At 61.3% G+C, this 16,394-nt stretch carries 18 protein-coding genes and 2 pseudogenes; 11 read left to right on the top strand and 9 right to left on the bottom strand.

From position 1 onward, the window contains the following. Positions 1-73: 73 nt before the first annotated feature. The 3 genes and pseudogenes from ACN8M7_RS07715 to ACN8M7_RS07725 all read right to left on the bottom strand — a co-directional run bounded on the left by ACN8M7_RS07715 (position 74) and on the right by ACN8M7_RS07725 (position 2,127). A pseudogene (locus tag ACN8M7_RS07715) lies at positions 74-1,035 on the bottom strand (bifunctional GNAT family N-acetyltransferase/nucleoside diphosphate kinase regulator). An 84-nt stretch (positions 1,036-1,119) separates the two neighbouring features. After that, positions 1,120-1,560 (bottom strand): DUF2383 domain-containing protein, encoded by a 441-nt coding sequence (locus ACN8M7_RS07720; RefSeq protein ID WP_490260362.1) that lies wholly within the window; start codon positions 1,558-1,560, stop codon positions 1,120-1,122. 81 nt (positions 1,561-1,641) lie between these two features. Then, positions 1,642-2,127, bottom strand: a complete 486-nt coding sequence (locus tag ACN8M7_RS07725) for a ferritin-like domain-containing protein (protein WP_490260363.1) — start codon at positions 2,125-2,127, stop codon at positions 1,642-1,644. Between the two features lie 419 nt (positions 2,128-2,546). On the opposite strand from ACN8M7_RS07725, the gene ACN8M7_RS07730 reads away from it, so the two are divergent. Beyond that, on the top strand, positions 2,547-2,960 hold the full coding sequence (locus ACN8M7_RS07730; protein WP_490260364.1) for a CopD family protein: 414 nt from the start codon (positions 2,547-2,549) through the stop codon (positions 2,958-2,960). A 79-nt stretch (positions 2,961-3,039) separates the two neighbouring features. Here the strand turns inward: ACN8M7_RS07730 and ACN8M7_RS07735 are convergent, their stop codons facing one another. Continuing rightward, the gene (locus tag ACN8M7_RS07735; protein ID WP_061239395.1) at positions 3,040-3,498 is read right to left on the bottom strand and encodes a DUF2231 domain-containing protein; all 459 of its coding nucleotides are present in this window, start codon (positions 3,496-3,498) and stop codon (positions 3,040-3,042) included. Positions 3,499-3,645: 147 nt separating this feature from the next. Here ACN8M7_RS07735 and coxB point away from each other — a divergent pair, with 147 nt between their 5' ends. The 9 genes from coxB to ACN8M7_RS07780 all read left to right on the top strand — a co-directional run bounded on the left by coxB (position 3,646) and on the right by ACN8M7_RS07780 (position 11,265). Further along, positions 3,646-4,536, top strand: coding sequence for a cytochrome c oxidase subunit II (gene coxB / locus ACN8M7_RS07740; RefSeq protein WP_061239394.1), 891 nt, complete (start codon positions 3,646-3,648; stop codon positions 4,534-4,536). Next, positions 4,533-7,064 carry a cytochrome c oxidase subunit I gene (ctaD, locus tag ACN8M7_RS07745; RefSeq protein WP_490260365.1) on the top strand — a complete coding sequence of 844 codons (2,532 nt, stop codon included), beginning with the start codon at positions 4,533-4,535 and terminating at the stop codon, positions 7,062-7,064. The genes coxB and ctaD overlap by 4 nt, the downstream gene beginning before the upstream one ends. Continuing rightward, a complete protein-coding gene (locus tag ACN8M7_RS07750; protein ID WP_490260366.1) occupies positions 7,064-7,417 on the top strand; it encodes a hypothetical protein in 354 nt (117 codons plus the stop codon). Before ctaD ends, ACN8M7_RS07750 begins: the two co-directional genes overlap by 1 nt. Next, positions 7,408-8,229: a cytochrome c oxidase assembly protein gene (locus ACN8M7_RS07755; RefSeq protein ID WP_490260367.1), complete on the top strand. Its 822-nt coding sequence runs from the start codon at positions 7,408-7,410 to the stop codon at positions 8,227-8,229. Before ACN8M7_RS07750 ends, ACN8M7_RS07755 begins: the two co-directional genes overlap by 10 nt. 333 nt (positions 8,230-8,562) lie before the next feature. After that, the gene (locus tag ACN8M7_RS07760) at positions 8,563-8,880 is read left to right on the top strand and encodes a hypothetical protein (protein ID WP_061239390.1); all 318 of its coding nucleotides are present in this window, start codon (positions 8,563-8,565) and stop codon (positions 8,878-8,880) included. 12 nt (positions 8,881-8,892) lie between these two features. Further along, the gene (locus ACN8M7_RS07765; RefSeq protein ID WP_490260368.1) at positions 8,893-9,351 is read left to right on the top strand and encodes a hypothetical protein; all 459 of its coding nucleotides are present in this window, start codon (positions 8,893-8,895) and stop codon (positions 9,349-9,351) included. 317 nt (positions 9,352-9,668) lie between these two features. Next, positions 9,669-9,944 carry a hypothetical protein gene (locus ACN8M7_RS07770; protein ID WP_490260369.1) on the top strand — a complete coding sequence of 92 codons (276 nt, stop codon included), beginning with the start codon at positions 9,669-9,671 and terminating at the stop codon, positions 9,942-9,944. Then, the gene (locus ACN8M7_RS07775) at positions 9,941-10,915 is read left to right on the top strand and encodes a UPF0104 family protein (protein ID WP_490260370.1); all 975 of its coding nucleotides are present in this window, start codon (positions 9,941-9,943) and stop codon (positions 10,913-10,915) included. The genes ACN8M7_RS07770 and ACN8M7_RS07775 overlap by 4 nt, the downstream gene beginning before the upstream one ends. Before the next feature lie 128 nt (positions 10,916-11,043). Beyond that, positions 11,044-11,265 carry a hypothetical protein gene (locus tag ACN8M7_RS07780; RefSeq protein WP_061239388.1) on the top strand — a complete coding sequence of 74 codons (222 nt, stop codon included), beginning with the start codon at positions 11,044-11,046 and terminating at the stop codon, positions 11,263-11,265. Between the two features lie 78 nt (positions 11,266-11,343). Here ACN8M7_RS07780 and ACN8M7_RS07785 read toward each other — a convergent pair whose 3' ends face one another. Then, positions 11,344-11,835, bottom strand: a complete 492-nt coding sequence (locus ACN8M7_RS07785; RefSeq protein ID WP_490260371.1) for an MgtC/SapB family protein — start codon at positions 11,833-11,835, stop codon at positions 11,344-11,346. 151 nt (positions 11,836-11,986) lie between these two features. Between ACN8M7_RS07785 and ACN8M7_RS07790 the strand changes: the two genes are divergently transcribed. Further along, on the top strand, positions 11,987-12,364 hold the full coding sequence (locus ACN8M7_RS07790) for a Rho termination factor N-terminal domain-containing protein (RefSeq protein WP_490260372.1): 378 nt from the start codon (positions 11,987-11,989) through the stop codon (positions 12,362-12,364). 75 nt (positions 12,365-12,439) lie between these two features. Here the strand turns inward: ACN8M7_RS07790 and ACN8M7_RS07795 are convergent. From ACN8M7_RS07795 to ACN8M7_RS07810, 4 genes and pseudogenes are all read right to left on the bottom strand, one after another. Next, a pseudogene (locus ACN8M7_RS07795) lies at positions 12,440-12,589 on the bottom strand (con-10 family general stress protein); the annotation flags it as partial. 158 nt (positions 12,590-12,747) lie between these two features. Next, entirely contained in the window at positions 12,748-13,611 is an 864-nt protein-coding gene (gene galU / locus ACN8M7_RS07800; RefSeq protein ID WP_061239384.1) for a UTP--glucose-1-phosphate uridylyltransferase GalU, read from the bottom strand. Positions 13,612-14,116: 505 nt separating this feature from the next. After that, positions 14,117-14,698: a HupE/UreJ family protein gene (locus tag ACN8M7_RS07805; protein WP_490260373.1), complete on the bottom strand. Its 582-nt coding sequence runs from the start codon at positions 14,696-14,698 to the stop codon at positions 14,117-14,119. Between the two features lie 44 nt (positions 14,699-14,742). Next, positions 14,743-16,278, bottom strand: a complete 1,536-nt coding sequence (locus ACN8M7_RS07810) for an amidase (RefSeq protein WP_490260374.1) — start codon at positions 16,276-16,278, stop codon at positions 14,743-14,745. Between the last annotated feature and the right edge of the window lie 116 nt (positions 16,279-16,394).

Genomic DNA, 16,394 nt, shown 5'->3' on the forward strand with positions numbered 1-16,394 from the left:
GCGCTGCTTGAGAATCCAGATCGAGGCCCCGTTCTATCGGGGCCTGCGTGCCTGATGAGCGAGCGCTAGGCAATCACAGGTGGAAATCACCCGCTGCCTCCGGCTGGTAAAGCACTTTCCGGATTTCAATTCGGCGGGTCCGCTCAGAAATCCGCCAGTCGATGGCGTCTCCCTCCTGATAACCGAGGATGGCCGCGCCGATGTCGGAACACACCGAATACTTGCCGGCGCTGCTGTCAGCATCTTCTGGATAGACCAAGGCCACCTCGATCTCTTCGTCGTCCAGCTGCAGCAAGGCTCTGGAGTTCATCGTGACGACATTGCACGCCACCTGATCCGGTTTGACGACAATGGCCCGCTCAAGCTCATGCTCGAGTTCAACAACGGCCGGACCTTCCTCGAGCGCGATCAGGCTCTCTAGCCGGGCCTTGTCGACTTCAGTGATGTAGATCCCACCTGAGTCGCCAATGGCATCTTCACGCAAGCACTGCAGATAGCGCCCCGACGTCATGGAAAATGTTTTCAAGGTCGGTGTTTCGCTCTCGAGCAGAAAGCCGCTGCGCAGAAACGCTTTCAGCGAGCGCTTGTTGTCCGGGTGGATCTTGGCGATGAGTTTCCCGGCCCGCATGTCGAGGAAGGCCAGCTTCATGCCTTCGCGGATCGTGCCTGCACCAAGGTTTCGCCCCCATTTGTCGCTGTCTCCGATGGCCAGGACTATCTCGCAATCTGAGCCGGTCTTGATCAGGCGAACAAAGCCCACAGGGGCGTCATACCGGTCGTAGGCCATGAAAAAACGGCCGCCCCGGTTGAATAGATGGGTCAGGATCGGCAATTGCGTGCGATCGATGGCTTGCTCGATGGATCGGCAGACATCGCGCGAATCGCTCAGATAGCGAGTCACGCGCTCATCCTCCAACCAATCCATCAGTGTCAGTGCATGTGCCCGAGTAATTTCTGGGCACAGCGAAATGAAAGGCTTGTTCATCTTCACCGTACTTATCTGTAAGGATGAAAGCCCTTCATGGCTATGGCCATGACGGTTCTTTCGGCAACCGGCTATTTTAAGGCATAACGCGGTCAATGCCGAGACACGGCGTAAAACCTGACAGGCGCCCTCCTCTACATTTCCAGCTTCGCCCTGACACGGCTTTCGAAGTCGACGCTGAGGCTGATGTGTTCCTGCAACTGCTGACGAAACCGTGGCGACAACTGCTCTGCGAACACCTGCTCGACGCCATGGCGTATCCGTTGCTCGTTACGCAAGGCAGCCCGTATGCGTGTTCGCCCAAGCTCTGGCAGCAGCAAGACAGTAAAACTTCTCCAGCCATGGCGCAGAGCGTCCAGCAGGCTCAGGTGCTGCGCTGGGCGGCCGCCGTAGGTCAGGATCTGCGCGTGCAAGCAGTCGATCAACGCCGAGCATTGCTGTTCGCGTTCGTTGAAAAGACGCTGCTGCTCGGATGTGCTCGCTCTGCCAGCCAGTCGCCGATAACTCAGGCGAGCATCGTGACAGCTCATCAGAAGGTGGTTGAGCTGAGTGATGGTCTTGTCCAAGGTTGGCATGCAGACGCCTCCCCCATGGCTCTTCTATGCGTGGCAATCACACCGGGGGCGCGCGGCGTCCGCGGCACCCGGTAGATGGAATCAGCTCTTGGCGCGTGCTGCGTCACGCATTGCCCTGACTTCATTGTGATTACGCAACACACCCTGGTACTGGCGCTCGACCAGACTGCGAACTTGCGGTGGCAGGTTCTGGGTCAGGGCTTCGCTGTAGCGCTCCTTGGCCACATCTTCACCACGCTCGGCTTCGTTGAGAATCGCCTCTTCGTCCTTGCCGGTAACCAGTGATTTCAGGTCGACCCAGCGGCGGTGCAGGTCGACCCAGCGGCGGTGCAGGTCGGCGCCGGTGCTGGTGCTGTCCTCGGGCTCGCCACCAAGCTCCAGTACAGCCCGTTGCAGTTCTTCCGCGGCGTCGGCGCATTGCCGCGAACGTTGCGAGAAAAGCTGCTTCATGTCGGGTCGTTTGACGTCTTCGGCGCACACCTTGAAGCCCGCCTCGCCGTCCTTGCAGGTTTCGATCAGCTTGTTGAGGGTGTGTACCAGATCTTTGCGATCGTCTGTGAGAGCCATGAATTGCCTCCAGGCCGAGTTAGCGGCCATTGCTTGATGGTATGTCCCGTCATGGGGCGTACAGGGTTTCCGACGTGCAGGCTGCGCTGATCGTTCAGGGAATATTCCTGTCGGCAGTCAGGCTATGGCGCTTGTCATCGTCCTGACAAAAAGCTTGAACGCAGGGCGAGTCGCGAACTCTTCTACCAGGGGAGCGTGCCGGGCATCGGTGACAAATCGAGCGCGCCTCTTGCTTCCCCGGATCGCCGCAGCGTCGCCCTTCTCCTCATTTGCGGCGGTTCGTTCTTTTTTCATTCGGGAGGCGACAGCGGCTTACTCGGCTGAGCAGCCGAACTCACATCCAGCCAGGCAGTCACAACGTCGTGGCCTGCCCACCAGGGCCACGTGCTCGGAACGAACGGACGCACGGGAGAGCATCGATGCCACTGCTCAAACTGCTGCATTTCATGGCGCTGATCGGCTGGTGCGGTGCACTGCTGTACCTGCCGGCGATGATTGCCGCCAGCGCGCGCAGCAGCGATGACGGGTTCTATCGCGACCACCCCCAGCTCACGCGCACGGTGTTCAACCTGCTCGCTACCCCGGCTGCCTTGCTGGCCATCGGCTCAGGCACGGCGCTGTTTCTACGTGAGTCGATATTCGCCCCCTGGTTGATCGTCAAGCTCACCACCGTCGCGGCGATGGTGCTCTGCCACGCGCTGTGCGGCGTACTGATTCTGCGCCGCGAACGCATCGCTGAAGCCGCGCTGCGGCGCGACTGCCTACTGATCGGCCTGCTGTTGAGCGCATCGATCGGCGCCACGCTCTGGCTGGTGCTAGCCAAGCCATTCTGACCACGGAGACCGCCTGAACATGCCCGGCCTGCCCTGCTCTCTCTACCCCCCAGTAGCTGGCAAACCGGAGCCGGACGCTTCAGCGGGTGTCGACGCCTACGCCATGCTCGTACACCAGGCGTCCACCGAGATAAGCCGCCAGACCGATCAACGCGGCCGTGAGCAGCGACAGGTACAACCCCCAGCGCTCCATGCCCTGCTCCGGCCCGGCATAGCGCAGCAGCCAGTTCAGCGATGCCAGCGACAGCATCATCACCGCGATGATGGCGTGGCACCAGGCGGTGATCTTGCGCCGAATGCTGCTGACCGTGAGCAAGTCGACCAGCCCGGCCAGACTGGCGATCCAGCCACCGAAAGCGCCGACACCCGCCAGCCAGAGACTGGCGCGGGCCCAGAACGGATCGGCCAGCAGCAGGTAGGCGATATCCGTTGCAACCAGGCCAAGCAGTGCGGCGACGGGAAAGTGGATCATCATCGGGTGCAGCGGGTGCCCGGCGATGGCGGCGCGACTGACGATGACTTCCTTTATTTCGGCCATCCGGGCCTCCCTGTGCAGATAAGTGATGTGCGGAAACAGGGGCGCGACTGGCTGTCCCCCTGTTTCAAGTTGACCACGCTGACGCTGGCAGTTCCGTTTCTGGTTGCCTGCGAGGGGCCGCAATCGGCGCTCGACCCGGCGGGGCCGATGGCGCGTGAAGTGGCGATGCTGTGGTGGGCGATGTGCGCCTTCGCCACGCTGGTGCTGATCGTGGTCACGGCGCTGTGGCTGCATGCCATGCGCCGCAAAAGCTCGCCGGTCGATGACGTCCGGGCGCGGCAGCTGACGCTGCGCTGGCTGGTCGGTGGCGGGCTGCTGTTGCCGACGGTGAGTGTCCTGCTTCTGCTGCTGTTCGGTATTCCCATCGGCCATCGCATGCTGCCCTTGCCGCTGGCTGGCGAGCAGCCCATGCGCATCGAGGTTGTCGGTCATCAATGGTGGTGGGAGGTGCGGTATCCGGACAGCGGCGTGGTCACCGCCAACCAGCTGCATCTACCGGTCGGTCGGCCGGTGGACCTCGACGTCACCAGCGCCGACGTCATCCACTCCTTCTGGGTGCCGCGCCTGGGCGGCAAGATCGACATGATCCCCGGCCGCGACAATCGCATCCGCCTGCAGGCCGACCAGCCAGGCACGTTCCGCGGCCAGTGCTCGGAGTTCTGTGGCACGCAGCACACCCACATGATTCTCGATGTACAGGCTCACGAAGAAGAGGACTTCGCCAACTGGTTGCAGGCGCGCCGCGAACAACAGATCAGCGCCCTGCCCGGCCCTGCCGGCGACACCTTCGCGGCTCACTGCGGCCAGTGTCATCGCGTGGCGGGCGTCAGCGACGGAGCCCGCGCGCCGGACCTCAGCGACATCGGCGCCCGAGCCTCCCTGGGCGCCGGCGTCGTCAGCAACAAGCCGGGGGCTCTGTTGCACTGGCTGCAGGAGCATCAGCGACTCAAACCCGGCAATGCCATGCCGTTGCATGACCATCTGGACCCCGATCACCTCAGTGCCATCGCCGACTGGCTGGAGACCCTGCGCCCGTGAGTACGCCAAGCAACGATCAGGTAGTCGCCCAGGAACAATTGCACGATCAGTTCAACGAGGTATGGGGCAACCCGCGCGGCTGGAAGTCGCTGACCATCGTCAACCACACCACCGTCGGCATCCGCTTCATGCTTACCGGGTTGGGCTTCTTCCTGTTCGGCGGTTTGCTGGCGATGCTGGTGCGCACGCAGCTGGCGATACCGGGCTACGAATTTCTTGAGCCGGACATCTACAACCAGGTGTTCACCATGCACGGCACGGTGATGATGTTCCTGTTCGCCGTGCCGATGATGGAGGGCCTGGCGGTCTACCTGATTCCGAAAATGCTCGGCGCGCGCGACCTGGTATTCCCAAGGCTGTCGGCGCTGGGCTACTGGTGCTATCTGTTCGGCGGGTTGATTCTGTGCGCCAGTCTGCTGCTGGGCATCGCGCCGAAGGCCGGCTGGTTCATGTACACGCCGCTGTCCAGCGCGGTGCATACGCCAGGGCCGAACTCGGACTTTTGGCTGATCGGCATCACCTTCGTGGAGATCTCTGCGGTATCGGCCGGTGTCGAACTGGTGGTGTCGATCCTGCGCACCCGCGCCGAAGGCATGTCGCTGAACAAGATGCCGATCTACGCCTGGTACATCCTGGTCATGGCCATGATGATCGTGGTCGGCTTTCCGCCCTTGATTCTCGGCAGCATCCTGCTGGAACTGGAGCGCGCCGTGGGCCTGCCGTTCTTCGAAGTCGCGCGCGGCGGTGACCCGATTCTCTGGCAGCACCTGTTCTGGCTGTTCGGCCATCCCGAGGTGTACATCATCTTCCTGCCCGCAGCAGGTATCGTCTCGACCCTGTTGCCGGTGTTCTGCCAGCGGCCGCTGGTGGGCTATCGCTGGGTGGTGCTGGCGATCCTCACCACCGGCTTCATCAGCTTCGGCCTGTGGGTTCACCACATGTTCACCGTGGGCATTCCGCAACTGGCGCAGGCGTTCTTCTCTGCGGCAAGCATGCTGGTGGCAGTTCCGACCGGCATCCAGGTGTTCGCCTGGATCGCAACGCTGTGGATCGGCCGGCCGCTGTATCACGTGCCAATGCTGTGGCTGGTGGGATTTCTGGTGATCTTCGTCTGCGGCGGCCTGACCGGCGTGATGTTGGCGCTGGTGCCGTTCGACTGGCAGGTGCACGACACCCACTTCGTGGTGGCGCACATGCACTACGTGCTGGTGGGCGGCATGTTCTTCCCGCTACTGGCTGGCATCTATTACTGGCTGCCACACTTTTCCGGGCGCATGCCGTCGGTGCGCCTCGGCAAATGGGGCTTCTGGCTGGTGTTCATCGGTTTCAACCTGACCTTCCTGATCATGCACTGGACCGGGCTGATGGGCATGCCACGGCGCATCTACACCTACCAGTCCGGCCTCGGCTGGGATTTACCCAACCTGATCTCGTCGATCGGCAGCTTCATCATGGCCATCGGCATCGCCACGGTGCTGCTCGATATCGTGCTGCACTTTCGCTTCGGCCAGAAGGCCGCGAAGAACCCCTGGGGCGCGGACACTCTGGAGTGGAGCACTCATCTGCCGCCCAGCCCCTACAACTTCGTCAGCCTGCCGCCGGTGCGCACGCGCCACCCGATGTGGGAGCTGCCTGATCTGGAAGAGCGTATCGACCGTGGCGAGTTCGCCTTGACCGTGATCGACCACGGCCGGCGCGAAACCTGGGGCGTGGAGCCGCTGACCGGCAAGGTTCGCGAAATCATTCACTTGCCCGGCAATAGCTGGTTGCCGTTCGCGGCGGCGACGTTCATCGCCATCACCTGCCTGGGGCTGCTGAGCAAGTTCTACTGGGTTGCGCTGGCTGCCAGCATCGTCGCGGTGCTGGTACTGCTGCGCTGGAGCTGGGAGAACGGCGCGCACCCGTTGGCGGCGCCGGACGCCCGCGTGCAGCCCGGCGAGCCGCCCCTGCACTCGCGCACCTGCGATGGCCCCGGGCTGTGGGGCATGGGCGTCACCCTGCTGGCCAATGGTGCCTTGTACCTGTCGCTGCTGTTCGGCTGGTTCTATCTGTGGACAGTGTCGCCGAACTGGCTGGTGCCGGACGATCTGGTAATGGATCAGCGCCTGCTTCTGGCCAGCGCCGTATTGCTCAGTATTGCCGTGCTCTGGCAGCGGCCTGTATTGCGCCGCTTGCGTCAGGGCCAGGGGGAACCTGCTGCCTTGATCGCCTGTTTTGTTGGGACGGCGCTGCTGGGCGCGTTGCACGCCGGGCTGCTGCTCTGGGCGCTCGTGGCGGGCGACCTGGCGCCGCGCGCAACCGCGCATGATGCAGTGATCGTGGTGATGCTCGTCTACAGCTTCGCGCATGGAGCGCTGGCGACCATTCTCAGTGCACTACAGGCGTTGCGTGTGCATCACGGCTACGTATCCAGGCGCACACCCTATGAACCGCTGGTGGTGGAACAACTCTGGCAATACAACCTGGCCGTGATGTGGATCACCTACTGCAGCGTGGTGCTGCTCCCGACGACCTTCGGAGGCGTTTGATGCAGCCGCTAAGCTCGCCCTACAACCCCATCCACATTGGCCTTGGGCTGGTGCTCTGGAGCCTCTGGTTCGTCGTGCTGTACGGCGGGCTGTCGATTGGTTGCGCACTGGCACCTCCTGATCCGGCGCAAGGCCAATGGACCTGGCTGAACGCTCTGCTCGCCCTGTTCAGCCTGGTAACCGTGATCGCGTTGCTGGGTTTGGCCTGGCTGTTTCGACGTGCCGCCAGGCGTACGCGTGAAAGCCTGTCGGCCCGCTTCGTGGCACGCCTGGCCGCAGGTGTGAACCTGATCGGCGCCATCGCCACCGTCTTCGTTGCCCTGCCAACGCTGAGCCTGCCGCCATGCATTTGATGACCGCAGCTCTGCTCCTTCTACCCGGCAGCGCCGCCGCCCATGGCCTGCTGGACGGCCACCTGCAGCTCAATGAGCGCGCTCCATTGTTGTTGAGCGCCCTGCTGCTCGGCGCTGCCTGGCTGCTGTATATCCTTGGCTGCCGCAGGGTACGCCCGCACGGACGAGAAGCGCTGTGGATGCACCTGGCGATGATCATCACCGTGCTCGCGGTGTTCGGTCCCATCGACGATTGGGCGGAAACCAGCACCAGCCTGCACATGGTCCAGCACATGCTGTTCATGATCGTCATCGCCCCACTTTGGGCGCTGGCACGACCGCTGCCGCAATGGCGGGCGATGCTCGGTGGCTGGATGGCCCCGGTGTCCGAGGCAATTCTGCGCAGCGGCCGCTACCCGATGGCCCTGGCCATGCTGCACGGTGCGATGATCTGGGTCTGGCACACACCCAGCCTGTACACGCTGGCACTGGACAATACCTGGTGGCACGCCATCGAACATGCCTGCTTCCTGTTCAGCGCCTGGCTGTTCTGGTGGTCCTGCCTGCGCGCCAACCCACGGCAAGTCCCGTACGCGCTGATGGCCATTCTGCTGACATTGATGCACACCGGCCTTCTCGGCGCCCTGCTCACCTTCGGTAATACGCCCTTCTATGGTGAGTCCCGCTCCCTGGAAGACCAGCAACTGGCGGGGCTGTTGATGTGGGTGCCGGGCAGTCTGGTCTACCTCGCGGCGGCTGGTTGGATCAGTTGGCGTTGGCTGACACGGATCTGGCGTCGTCAGGCGCGAGAAGGCGCGGAGGATTCCCTTTAGCCAGGCCCATGCCTCGTACAAGCTTTATTCAAGTTTTCCAGGGGCATATTCCTGCTTCGCGAAACTGCACCATGAATTTGGTTCAAAGTATTTTTTCTGTCGGTGTGAGACAGTAAGTCTGTTTTCCGGCGCAAGATACTGTGCTCAAACAATAAAACAATGATCAGGGTAATGGGTTGCGGAAATTCCTCTCCCTGATCAGCACCGCGAAGACCATCTTGTATAACTCCAGTACATGATGTCACTTTGGAATTTCTTTTTACCAATCGTCCCAACTGTTGGTATGCACTGGATACGCCGTTATGTTTCAAGGGCGCTATTAAGGAGAGCCAGATGAAACATGACTTGGAAAGTATCAGATCGGCGCTGGCCGATTACGAAGTTGCCATGACCCCACGCCCAGACGGCAGCGTCGTACTGACCGTTGCCGGTGAACAGCGCCGCTTGGTACGTGTACTCGATGCCAGTTGTTCGATGCAGGAGTTCATTCGCCTGATTCATTTCGACATGACGCTGGATGAAGATGCGGAGTCGATCAATGAAGCGGTCAAGCACTGCAGTACCACGCAGTTACCTACCTACTCGCGTGAACCGCTCTTCCGTACGCGTCTCTCTCGTTTATGGTCCATGAGAAAACTCACCAAGAAATGAGGAGGTGCGCAAATGTCCAGACGCAACGACTCAGAGTTGGCCCGTCACAAGCCTGAAGAGCTGCAGGGAAGGATCAGAAGGCATATGCCCTACCGGCACCAGCTGATGTACGAATGGCCCTACGTGGCTGGCTCGACCTGCCTGGTGGTGCTGCTGATCTGGCAGCCCTTTCAGCCTCCTGCGCTGGCGGTAATGCTTCCAGTATCGCAGCCTGGCGCTCAGACCATGCAGCGCTCGTTACAGGAGATCGACGCGAACTGCTATCAGATACAAAGCGAGACATTGGTTGAGCCTCTCTGCCAGGGTTGTGCCCAGGGCGAGCAGTCCGCCGCCAACCTCGATGCATCCTCCGAGTTCAGTCGCTCGATTCTGACCTGCCAGGATATTTACCCTGACCTCGCCCATGAGGTCGGTAATGACATACCCGGCAACATGACGATTGACGTGATCAAGTCCAACCACTCTTTCTAACTGATCATGAGACTCGCGTCTGGTATTTGCGGCTTATACATGACCGATACCCGTGCTTGTCTAAGCGATTCAACGGGTGGTTGTCGACATGCATATAGGCCCTGCTCACAACGAGCGTGCTTTTCATTGCAATGTTCACGACCAATCCAGAAGGGCGACAGCTACAAGTTGAAATTCTATCTGGCGGCATATGCTCGACCAGTTGCTTGGCCATTGATGACGACATCGAGAGACATTCATTGGGGGCGAGATGAGTGTTTGAAGTGAACATTTTTTAATGAAGACAACGGCTTGGCTAATTCAATGCCGTGTGAAAGGTGAACAGTATTCATGAAGCGATAACGCTGCAGAAAAGGTCGAGTCTTTATTTGCAACGATCCGTCATCTCAACGGCCAATCAAATCGTGGGAGTTTTCAGCACGACATCGGCGCACACAGGCACCTTGGCATATACGCATCACCTGATGACTTCGTCCGCAAGCGACCCTGCGCATTCACTTTTCACCCCCCGCCTGCCGGCACACCGCAAGAACCTGAAACCGCTGGAACAAGCCGACAAGGCAGGCAGCAATCAAGAGGAAAAGACAGGATGAATGGCGCTCTGAACACCCCCTGGATGCGCTGGGGTAAACGCGCACTCACCCTGTTGCTTCTTCTGGCCATATCCACGCTGCTGTATACCTCGCTGCGCAATCTGGACTGGGGGGAAGTGCGTCAGGCGCTGAGCGCTTACAGCCCGCAGACCCTGTTGCTGGGGGCGCTGATCACGCTCGCCAGCTACCTGGCGTTCGGCGGTTACGACCTGCTCGGCCGAAAGTACAGTCGCCATCACCTGCCTGCGCGCCAAGTTCTGCCGGTGGCGATGATCTGTCACGCCTTCACGCTCAATTTCGCCACCTGGATGGGCAGTGTGGCGATGCAATACCGCTTGTACATGCGCCTTGGCCTCGGCACCTCGACGGTGACGCGCATCCTAAGCCTCGGCCTGCTGACCCACTGGGCCAGCTGCATGATGCTGGCCGGGGTGATCTTCTCTCTGCGCCTGATAGAGCTGCCGGCCAACTGGAAGTTGAGCATGACCGGCTTGCAGCTGCTTGGTTTTGCCCTGCTCGGGCTGGTCAGCGCCTACGCCGGAATCTGCGCGTTTTCCCGCCAGCGCGTCTGGCACCTGCGCGAGCGCTCCGTCACCCTGCCCTCGCTGCGTATAGCCTTGCTGCAACTGTGCCTCGGCGCAAGCAACTGGTCGCTGATGGCCGCACTGCTCTATTGGCTGTTGCCGGACGGCGCCGCCTATACCTCGGTACTGGGGGCACTGCTGATCAGCGCGATGATTGCGTTCGTGGCACGTGTTCCAGCCGGGCTCGGCGTGCTGGAGGCCATGTCTCTCGCGCTGTTGCAGCGTCAGCACAGCCAGTCCAGCCTGATTGCCGCGCTGGTCGCCTACCGTGTGCTCTATTACCTGCTGCCACTGCTGGTGACCAGCGCCCTCTACGTGGCACTGGAGAAACGTGCAAAAGCCCTGTGCAAGCGCAGCGAACAGCCGGTCGAAACGCTACCTGGCTAAGTGGCATCAGCAAGACGTCCGCGCTACGCCTCAAATTCCGCGCGCCCTACCGCCCGGCGGATGGTGGGAACTTGCAGGCGCGTCAGGCCGGTCTATCTCACATCATTCAGCAAAACTGGAGGTATGAGATGGCCAAGCCATTGCACCTGATCAGCTACACCCTGCACGACCGCTCGCACAGTGTGGAAGTCGAGTCTGACCGCGAGCAACTGACGCCCTACCAGGCTCGTTTCTATCTCAGTGCCCTTCACACCTTCGAGTGGCCCAGCGAATTCAGAAATGTACAGGTCACCCGCATCCTGCAGCCGAAGAGAGAACGCGCCAGCCCGACTCATCGCGTCCAGCGCTGAGCATGCCGCAGACGCCCGAGCGCACTCGTGGGCCTACAACAATTCAAAGACGGCGCGAGTGTTCTCAGCGCCCCCTTGCTAGGGGGCCTTGTCATTGCCACCGGGCACGAATATCAGCGGAATGATGTGTAGCACGGTGAGCACCAGCACTGTCGCCAGTACCGCTGTCGCCTCACGCCCCAGCCCCACTGCCACACCAATTGCGGCGGCGGTCCAGAGCCCGGCGGCGGTGGTCAGGCCATGCACGTCGGACATGCGCTGGCCCTTGAGAATTGTGCCGGCGCAGACGAAACCGATGCCGGCGGCGACGCCCTGGATGACCCGGCTCATGGCGTCGCTGTCACCGCCATCCTGCTCCAGCGCCATGACGAAAATTGCCGCGCCGACGCATACCAGCATATGCGTGCGCATCCCCGCCGCCTTGCCGGTGACCTCGCGCTCGTAACCGAGCAGACCGCCGAGCACCGTCGCCAGCAATAGGCGCAAGGTGGCGCGGGTCATGTGCTCGACCTGGCCGAGGTCGGAAAACTCCATGAACAGGGTGGCAAGAATGCGTTCGCTGACGTCCATAGCGCGATCCAGGTGCGAGTATTCCTTGATCTGAGCGATCAGAACTGCAGAGGTTCGATGGTTTTCTTGCGCCGCCTATCCGGCCAGGGGAACCAAGCTTGGGCACCGGGCTTCTTCCCTATGACCCTGTCACATCGTGGAGGAATCCAGCATGCCCCGAGGAAGCAAAGCCAAATACACCGCCAAGCAGAAGCGCAAAGCTGAACACATCGAAGACAGCTACAAGGCCCGTGGTGTCCCTGAAGACGAGGCCGAAGCACGCGCCTGGGCCACGGTCAACAAACAGTCCGGCGGCGGCGACAAGCCTGGCGGATCTGGGCGCTCCACCAGTGCGGCGAGCAAGCAGACGGCACGCGAGTCCTCTGCCCGGCGCGCAGTGAAAACCCGCCAAGGGGTGCCCAGACCAGGCCGAACACTGGAGAGCATGACCCGCATGGAATTGATGGAACTGGCACGCAAACGCGACCTTGTCGGGCGCTCACGCATGCGCAAGCAGGAGTTGCTGGAGGCGCTGCGTCACGCCAGCTGACAAGCGCCAGGGCGCACATGGCGACGCGGTAGCAGAAACGCCAAGGCCCGCAGAGCGCGGGCCTTGGCCGGGTGGTCACGAGTCTCTGGATGCTGGCCTCTTCTGACCACCCTTGCGCCCGGCTTCCGATGCCCTCTGGCGGTCATTGGCGAAGTTGCCGCCGCTGTTGTGACCACCTTTACGGCCGGCTTCGGACGCCTTTTGACGATCGTTTGCGAAGTTACCCGGATTTTTGCTGGTCGCCATTGCTGGTACCTCCTGATAATGACTCGCGAGGCGTGATTGCCTCTACTTGAAATCAGGCAAACCCACTCCCGAGTCGTTCAGGCTTTTTTCACCGGCATCGGCGCGTCACCAGCCAGCGCTGGCGCCTGGTCAGCCGCTCAGACGGCCTTGAGTTGTGGGCTGGCAGTCACCGGATGGGTCTTGTGGCGATTCTCGAAGCAGAAGTTGGTGGCCTGCACATAGCCCTCAGCCGAGCCACAATCGAAACGGCGGCCCTTGAACTTGTAGGCCAGCACGCAGCCCTGCTGGGCCTGTTTCATCAAGGCATCGGTGATCTGGATTTCACCGCTCTTGCCCGGCTCGGTCTGCTCGATCAGTTCGAAGATATCGGGTGTGAGGATGTAGCGACCGATGATCGCCAGGTTCGACGGCGCGTCCTCCGGGTTGGGTTTTTCCACCATGCTGTCGATGCGAAAGATGTCGTCACGCAGTGCTTCGCCGGAGATGACGCCGTAGCGCGAGACCTCCTCCATCGGCACCTCCTGGATGGCGACGATGGAGCAACGGAACTGTTCGTAGAGTTTGACCATCTGCGTCAGCACGCCGTCGCCATCGAGGTTCAGGCACAGGTCATCGGCCAGCACCACGGCGAACGCCTGATCACCGATCAGCGAGCGACCGGTGAGAATGGCGTGACCAAGACCCTTCATCTCCACCTGGCGGGTGTAGGAGAAGGTGCACTGATCGATCAGGTGACGAACGCCACTCAGGGATTTTTCCTTACCGGTGTTGGAAATTTCGTGCTCCAGCTCGTAGCTGATGTCGAAGTGGTCCTCCAGCGAGCGCTTGCCGCGACCGGTGACGATGGCGATTTCATTGAGCCCTGCCTGGAGTGCTTCTTCGACGCCGTACTGGATCAACGGGGTGTCGACCACCGGGAGCATTTCCTTGGGCATCGACTTGGTAGCGGGAAGGAAGCGGGTGCCGTAACCGGCAGCGGGGAACAGGCATTTCTTGATCATGAGTTCGGTACCAGTTTAGTAATTTGGTACTAGAACCTGACCTGTATAGAGCCGCTGCGGTTCAAGATTTTTCCCGATGAAGCTGTTTTGCCGCTGCGCTTTTGCGCCATTGGGCACCCTCCGTCCAAGCGCCCAACACGTTGATCTGCAACTGCAAGACAGATATCGCACCTAAGCGAGATAACTGCTCACTTTAGTCAGATTACCTCCGGATCAAGGAAATTCACGGATCCCGTTGGGCCAGCGACGCCGGTGCGCGCAACCGGGCCCTCTTCCACCGCCACGCCCTGCTCGGCCAAGTAGGTGATGACGCGCTCTACCGGCCACTATCGATTTTTCCCAACGGTGATCTGATCGAAAAATGATCAGATCACCGCAGGTTTCGGTGTTTCTAGCGCTGTGTTCGATGATCGCGTAGGAGTCGGCGTTGGCCAACGCACAGCCAGCGAGCGGCCACCTCTGGTTATCCAGGGGTGGCCGGTTGTCAGGGGCCTGTCAGCCGAGATCAACCTGCCAACAAGGCGACTCCTGCCCCCGCTGAAGCCACCCCGAGCACTCGGGTCAGCACGGCCGCATTGATCGGAAACCAGCGTGCCAGCGCATAACCGGCAGCATGCAGGGCTGAGGTCGCGATCACGAAACCGATCGCATAAGCCGCTGGGCTGCTCATTTCCGGCAATTCGAGACCATGGGCCATGCCGTGAGCCAGCCCGAAGAGGCCTGTGATGCCCAGGGCAAACGCTACCGGTGGGCGCGCCGCCATAGCGACCAGCAAGCCCAAGGTGAGCACCGATGCCGCGATGCCGGTTTCCAGGTACGCAATGGCGAATCCATCGAACCCCAGCAGGCCACCGAGCAACATGCCGCCGACGAAGGTGACGGGCAGCATCCAGCACGCCCTGCCCTTTTGTTGCGCGGCCCAAAGACCGACCGCGAACATGGCCAGCAAGTGATCCATTCCGCCCAAGGGGTGCCCCACACCCGCCATCAGGCCCGAGTCACCATGCCCCGGATGGGCAAATGCGAATACCGGTATCAGGCACAAGGCTGCGCCCAGAGAAAGTCGTATCGATTGAGTTGGTTGCATGAAACACTCCTGAATGCTGATAAAGAGGGACTGACGCTGTTGATTCAACGGCTCGGCGGTTTAGGGAATGGACCACGGGCTTGCTCATAGGCTTGAGCCACGCGCAAGGCCACGGCGTCCTTGAAGCGTGGCGCGACGATCATCATCGCCACCGGCAAGCCGTCAGCCAGACCTGTGGGAATCGAGGTCGCCGGGTGGCCGGTGAGGTCGAACGGCGCGGTGTTGCTCAGCATGTTCAGCGCGCTGTGGACGTACTCTTCGATCGGTGCGTCGGCGGCGGTCAAGGTAGTCGCCACGAAGGGCATGGTCGGCATCACCAGCACATCGAAATGCTTGAACGCCTCGTCGTATTGGCGAGTGAGTGCTGGCACCAGCATGCGCGCCTTGGCGTAGTAGGCGCCGTGCAGGTTCTTCAGGCTGTAGTGGCCGGTCAAGGCTACGGCCCGAACGCTGCTGGACAACGCATCGGCATGCTCACGGCGCTTGGCGCCGAAGTAGCTCATGATGTCCGGATCGTAATAGCCATCCACGTTCATGCCGTAGCCGTTGCCTTGCAGCATCTGATACGCCGCGCCATCGGTGGCGATGACATTCCACATGTCCAACGCCACGCCCGAGTGCCAAGGGGCGCTGGCTTCGCCTACCGTCGCGCCAAGGCTCTGCAGTTGGGCAACCGCTGCCTTGACCTGAGCATCCACCTCGGTCTGGGATACGCCGGGAATCGCGAAGCCTTCACGCAACACGCCGACTCGCAGCCCTGCTACGCCCTGATCCAGGGCGGCCACACAGGCGACGGCAGGTGGATTCTTCTGCCGCGAGTCGAGACCATCGGCCCCAGCGATGACATCGAGCATCACGGCCACGTCACGCACGCTATTGGCCATCGGGCCGACGTGATCGATGGTTCGTTCGATCGGGAAGGCCCCGGTGTAAGGCACCAGGCCGTAGGTGGGCTTGTGGCCGACAATGCCGCTCCAGGCCGAGGGCATGCGGATCGATCCGCCCTGATCCCCGCCAATCGCCATGTCGACTTCCTCGAGAGCGACCAGCACGGCACTGCCGCTGGAGGAGCCGCCGGCATTGCGGGTTGGATCCCAGGGATTTTTCACCGGCCCACTGGCGGCGGTGAAGCTGGCGCCGGAGAAGCACAGGTCCTCGCACACCGACTTGCCTACCACGGTCGCACCAGCGGCGAGCAGGCGTTTGACCACGGTCGCATCTTCTGCCGGGATGTAACCGTCCAGGCTTAGCGAGCCGTTGGCCATTGGCACGCCGGCCACGGAAACGTTGTCCTTGATCACCACGGTCTTGCCCGCCAAGGGGCCTTGGGCCGCTCCTCTGATCTGGGTTTTCACGTACCAGGCACCGTGCAGATTATCGGTGTCCGCCACCTTGCTGTATTCGCGCTGCGGTGGTTGCTGCGCCACTGTTGCGGCATAAATCGCGTCGATGGCTTCGTAAGAGCTCAGGGTTTCATCAGCCAAGGAGAGAAAAGACGCCATCTGTGCGTCGCTCAGCTGATAACCATGGTCTTGCGCTGCAATCAGAAAATCAGCCTTGCTCGGGCGTTTCACGGTCATGTGGGGGTCTCCAGGTATTGGTTAAAGGCTGCCGTGATCAGGCAGGCAACCATTGACTCGAGCCAGCTACGCGCTTGCGCAGGTACGGCTCGCTCCGGAGGACCCCGTTGTCCAGG

It is taken from the genome of Pseudomonas spartinae (assembly GCF_965197125.1).
GTDB classification, from domain to species: domain Bacteria; phylum Pseudomonadota; class Gammaproteobacteria; order Pseudomonadales; family Pseudomonadaceae; genus Aquipseudomonas; species Aquipseudomonas composti_A.

Bases quoted from the DNA above. Each gene is read 5' to 3' on its own strand.
- ACN8M7_RS07735 (WP_061239395.1), bottom strand. From the start codon at position 3,498: ATGGCCGAAATAAAGGAAGTCATCGTCAGTCGCGCCGCCATCGCCGGG.
- ACN8M7_RS07785 (WP_490260371.1), bottom strand. From the start codon at position 11,835: ATGGACGTCAGCGAACGCATTCTTGCCACCCTGTTCATGGAGTTTTCC.
- ACN8M7_RS07760 (WP_061239390.1), top strand. From the start codon at position 8,563: ATGAAACATGACTTGGAAAGTATCAGATCGGCGCTGGCCGATTACGAA.
- coxB (WP_061239394.1), top strand. From the start codon at position 3,646: ATGGCGCGTGAAGTGGCGATGCTGTGGTGGGCGATGTGCGCCTTCGCC.
- ACN8M7_RS07750 (WP_490260366.1), top strand. From the start codon at position 7,064: ATGCAGCCGCTAAGCTCGCCCTACAACCCCATCCACATTGGCCTTGGG.
- galU (WP_061239384.1), bottom strand. From the start codon at position 13,611: ATGATCAAGAAATGCCTGTTCCCCGCTGCCGGTTACGGCACCCGCTTC.
- ACN8M7_RS07765 (WP_490260368.1), top strand. From the start codon at position 8,893: ATGTCCAGACGCAACGACTCAGAGTTGGCCCGTCACAAGCCTGAAGAG.
- ACN8M7_RS07810 (WP_490260374.1), bottom strand. From the start codon at position 16,278: ATGACCGTGAAACGCCCGAGCAAGGCTGATTTTCTGATTGCAGCGCAA.
- ACN8M7_RS07755 (WP_490260367.1), top strand. From the start codon at position 7,408: ATGCATTTGATGACCGCAGCTCTGCTCCTTCTACCCGGCAGCGCCGCC.
- ACN8M7_RS07780 (WP_061239388.1), top strand. From the start codon at position 11,044: ATGGCCAAGCCATTGCACCTGATCAGCTACACCCTGCACGACCGCTCG.
- ACN8M7_RS07725 (WP_490260363.1), bottom strand. From the start codon at position 2,127: ATGGCTCTCACAGACGATCGCAAAGATCTGGTACACACCCTCAACAAG.
- ACN8M7_RS07775 (WP_490260370.1), top strand. From the start codon at position 9,941: ATGAATGGCGCTCTGAACACCCCCTGGATGCGCTGGGGTAAACGCGCA.
- ACN8M7_RS07805 (WP_490260373.1), bottom strand. From the start codon at position 14,698: ATGCAACCAACTCAATCGATACGACTTTCTCTGGGCGCAGCCTTGTGC.
- ACN8M7_RS07720 (WP_490260362.1), bottom strand. From the start codon at position 1,560: ATGCCAACCTTGGACAAGACCATCACTCAGCTCAACCACCTTCTGATG.
- ACN8M7_RS07730 (WP_490260364.1), top strand. From the start codon at position 2,547: ATGCCACTGCTCAAACTGCTGCATTTCATGGCGCTGATCGGCTGGTGC.
- ACN8M7_RS07790 (WP_490260372.1), top strand. From the start codon at position 11,987: ATGCCCCGAGGAAGCAAAGCCAAATACACCGCCAAGCAGAAGCGCAAA.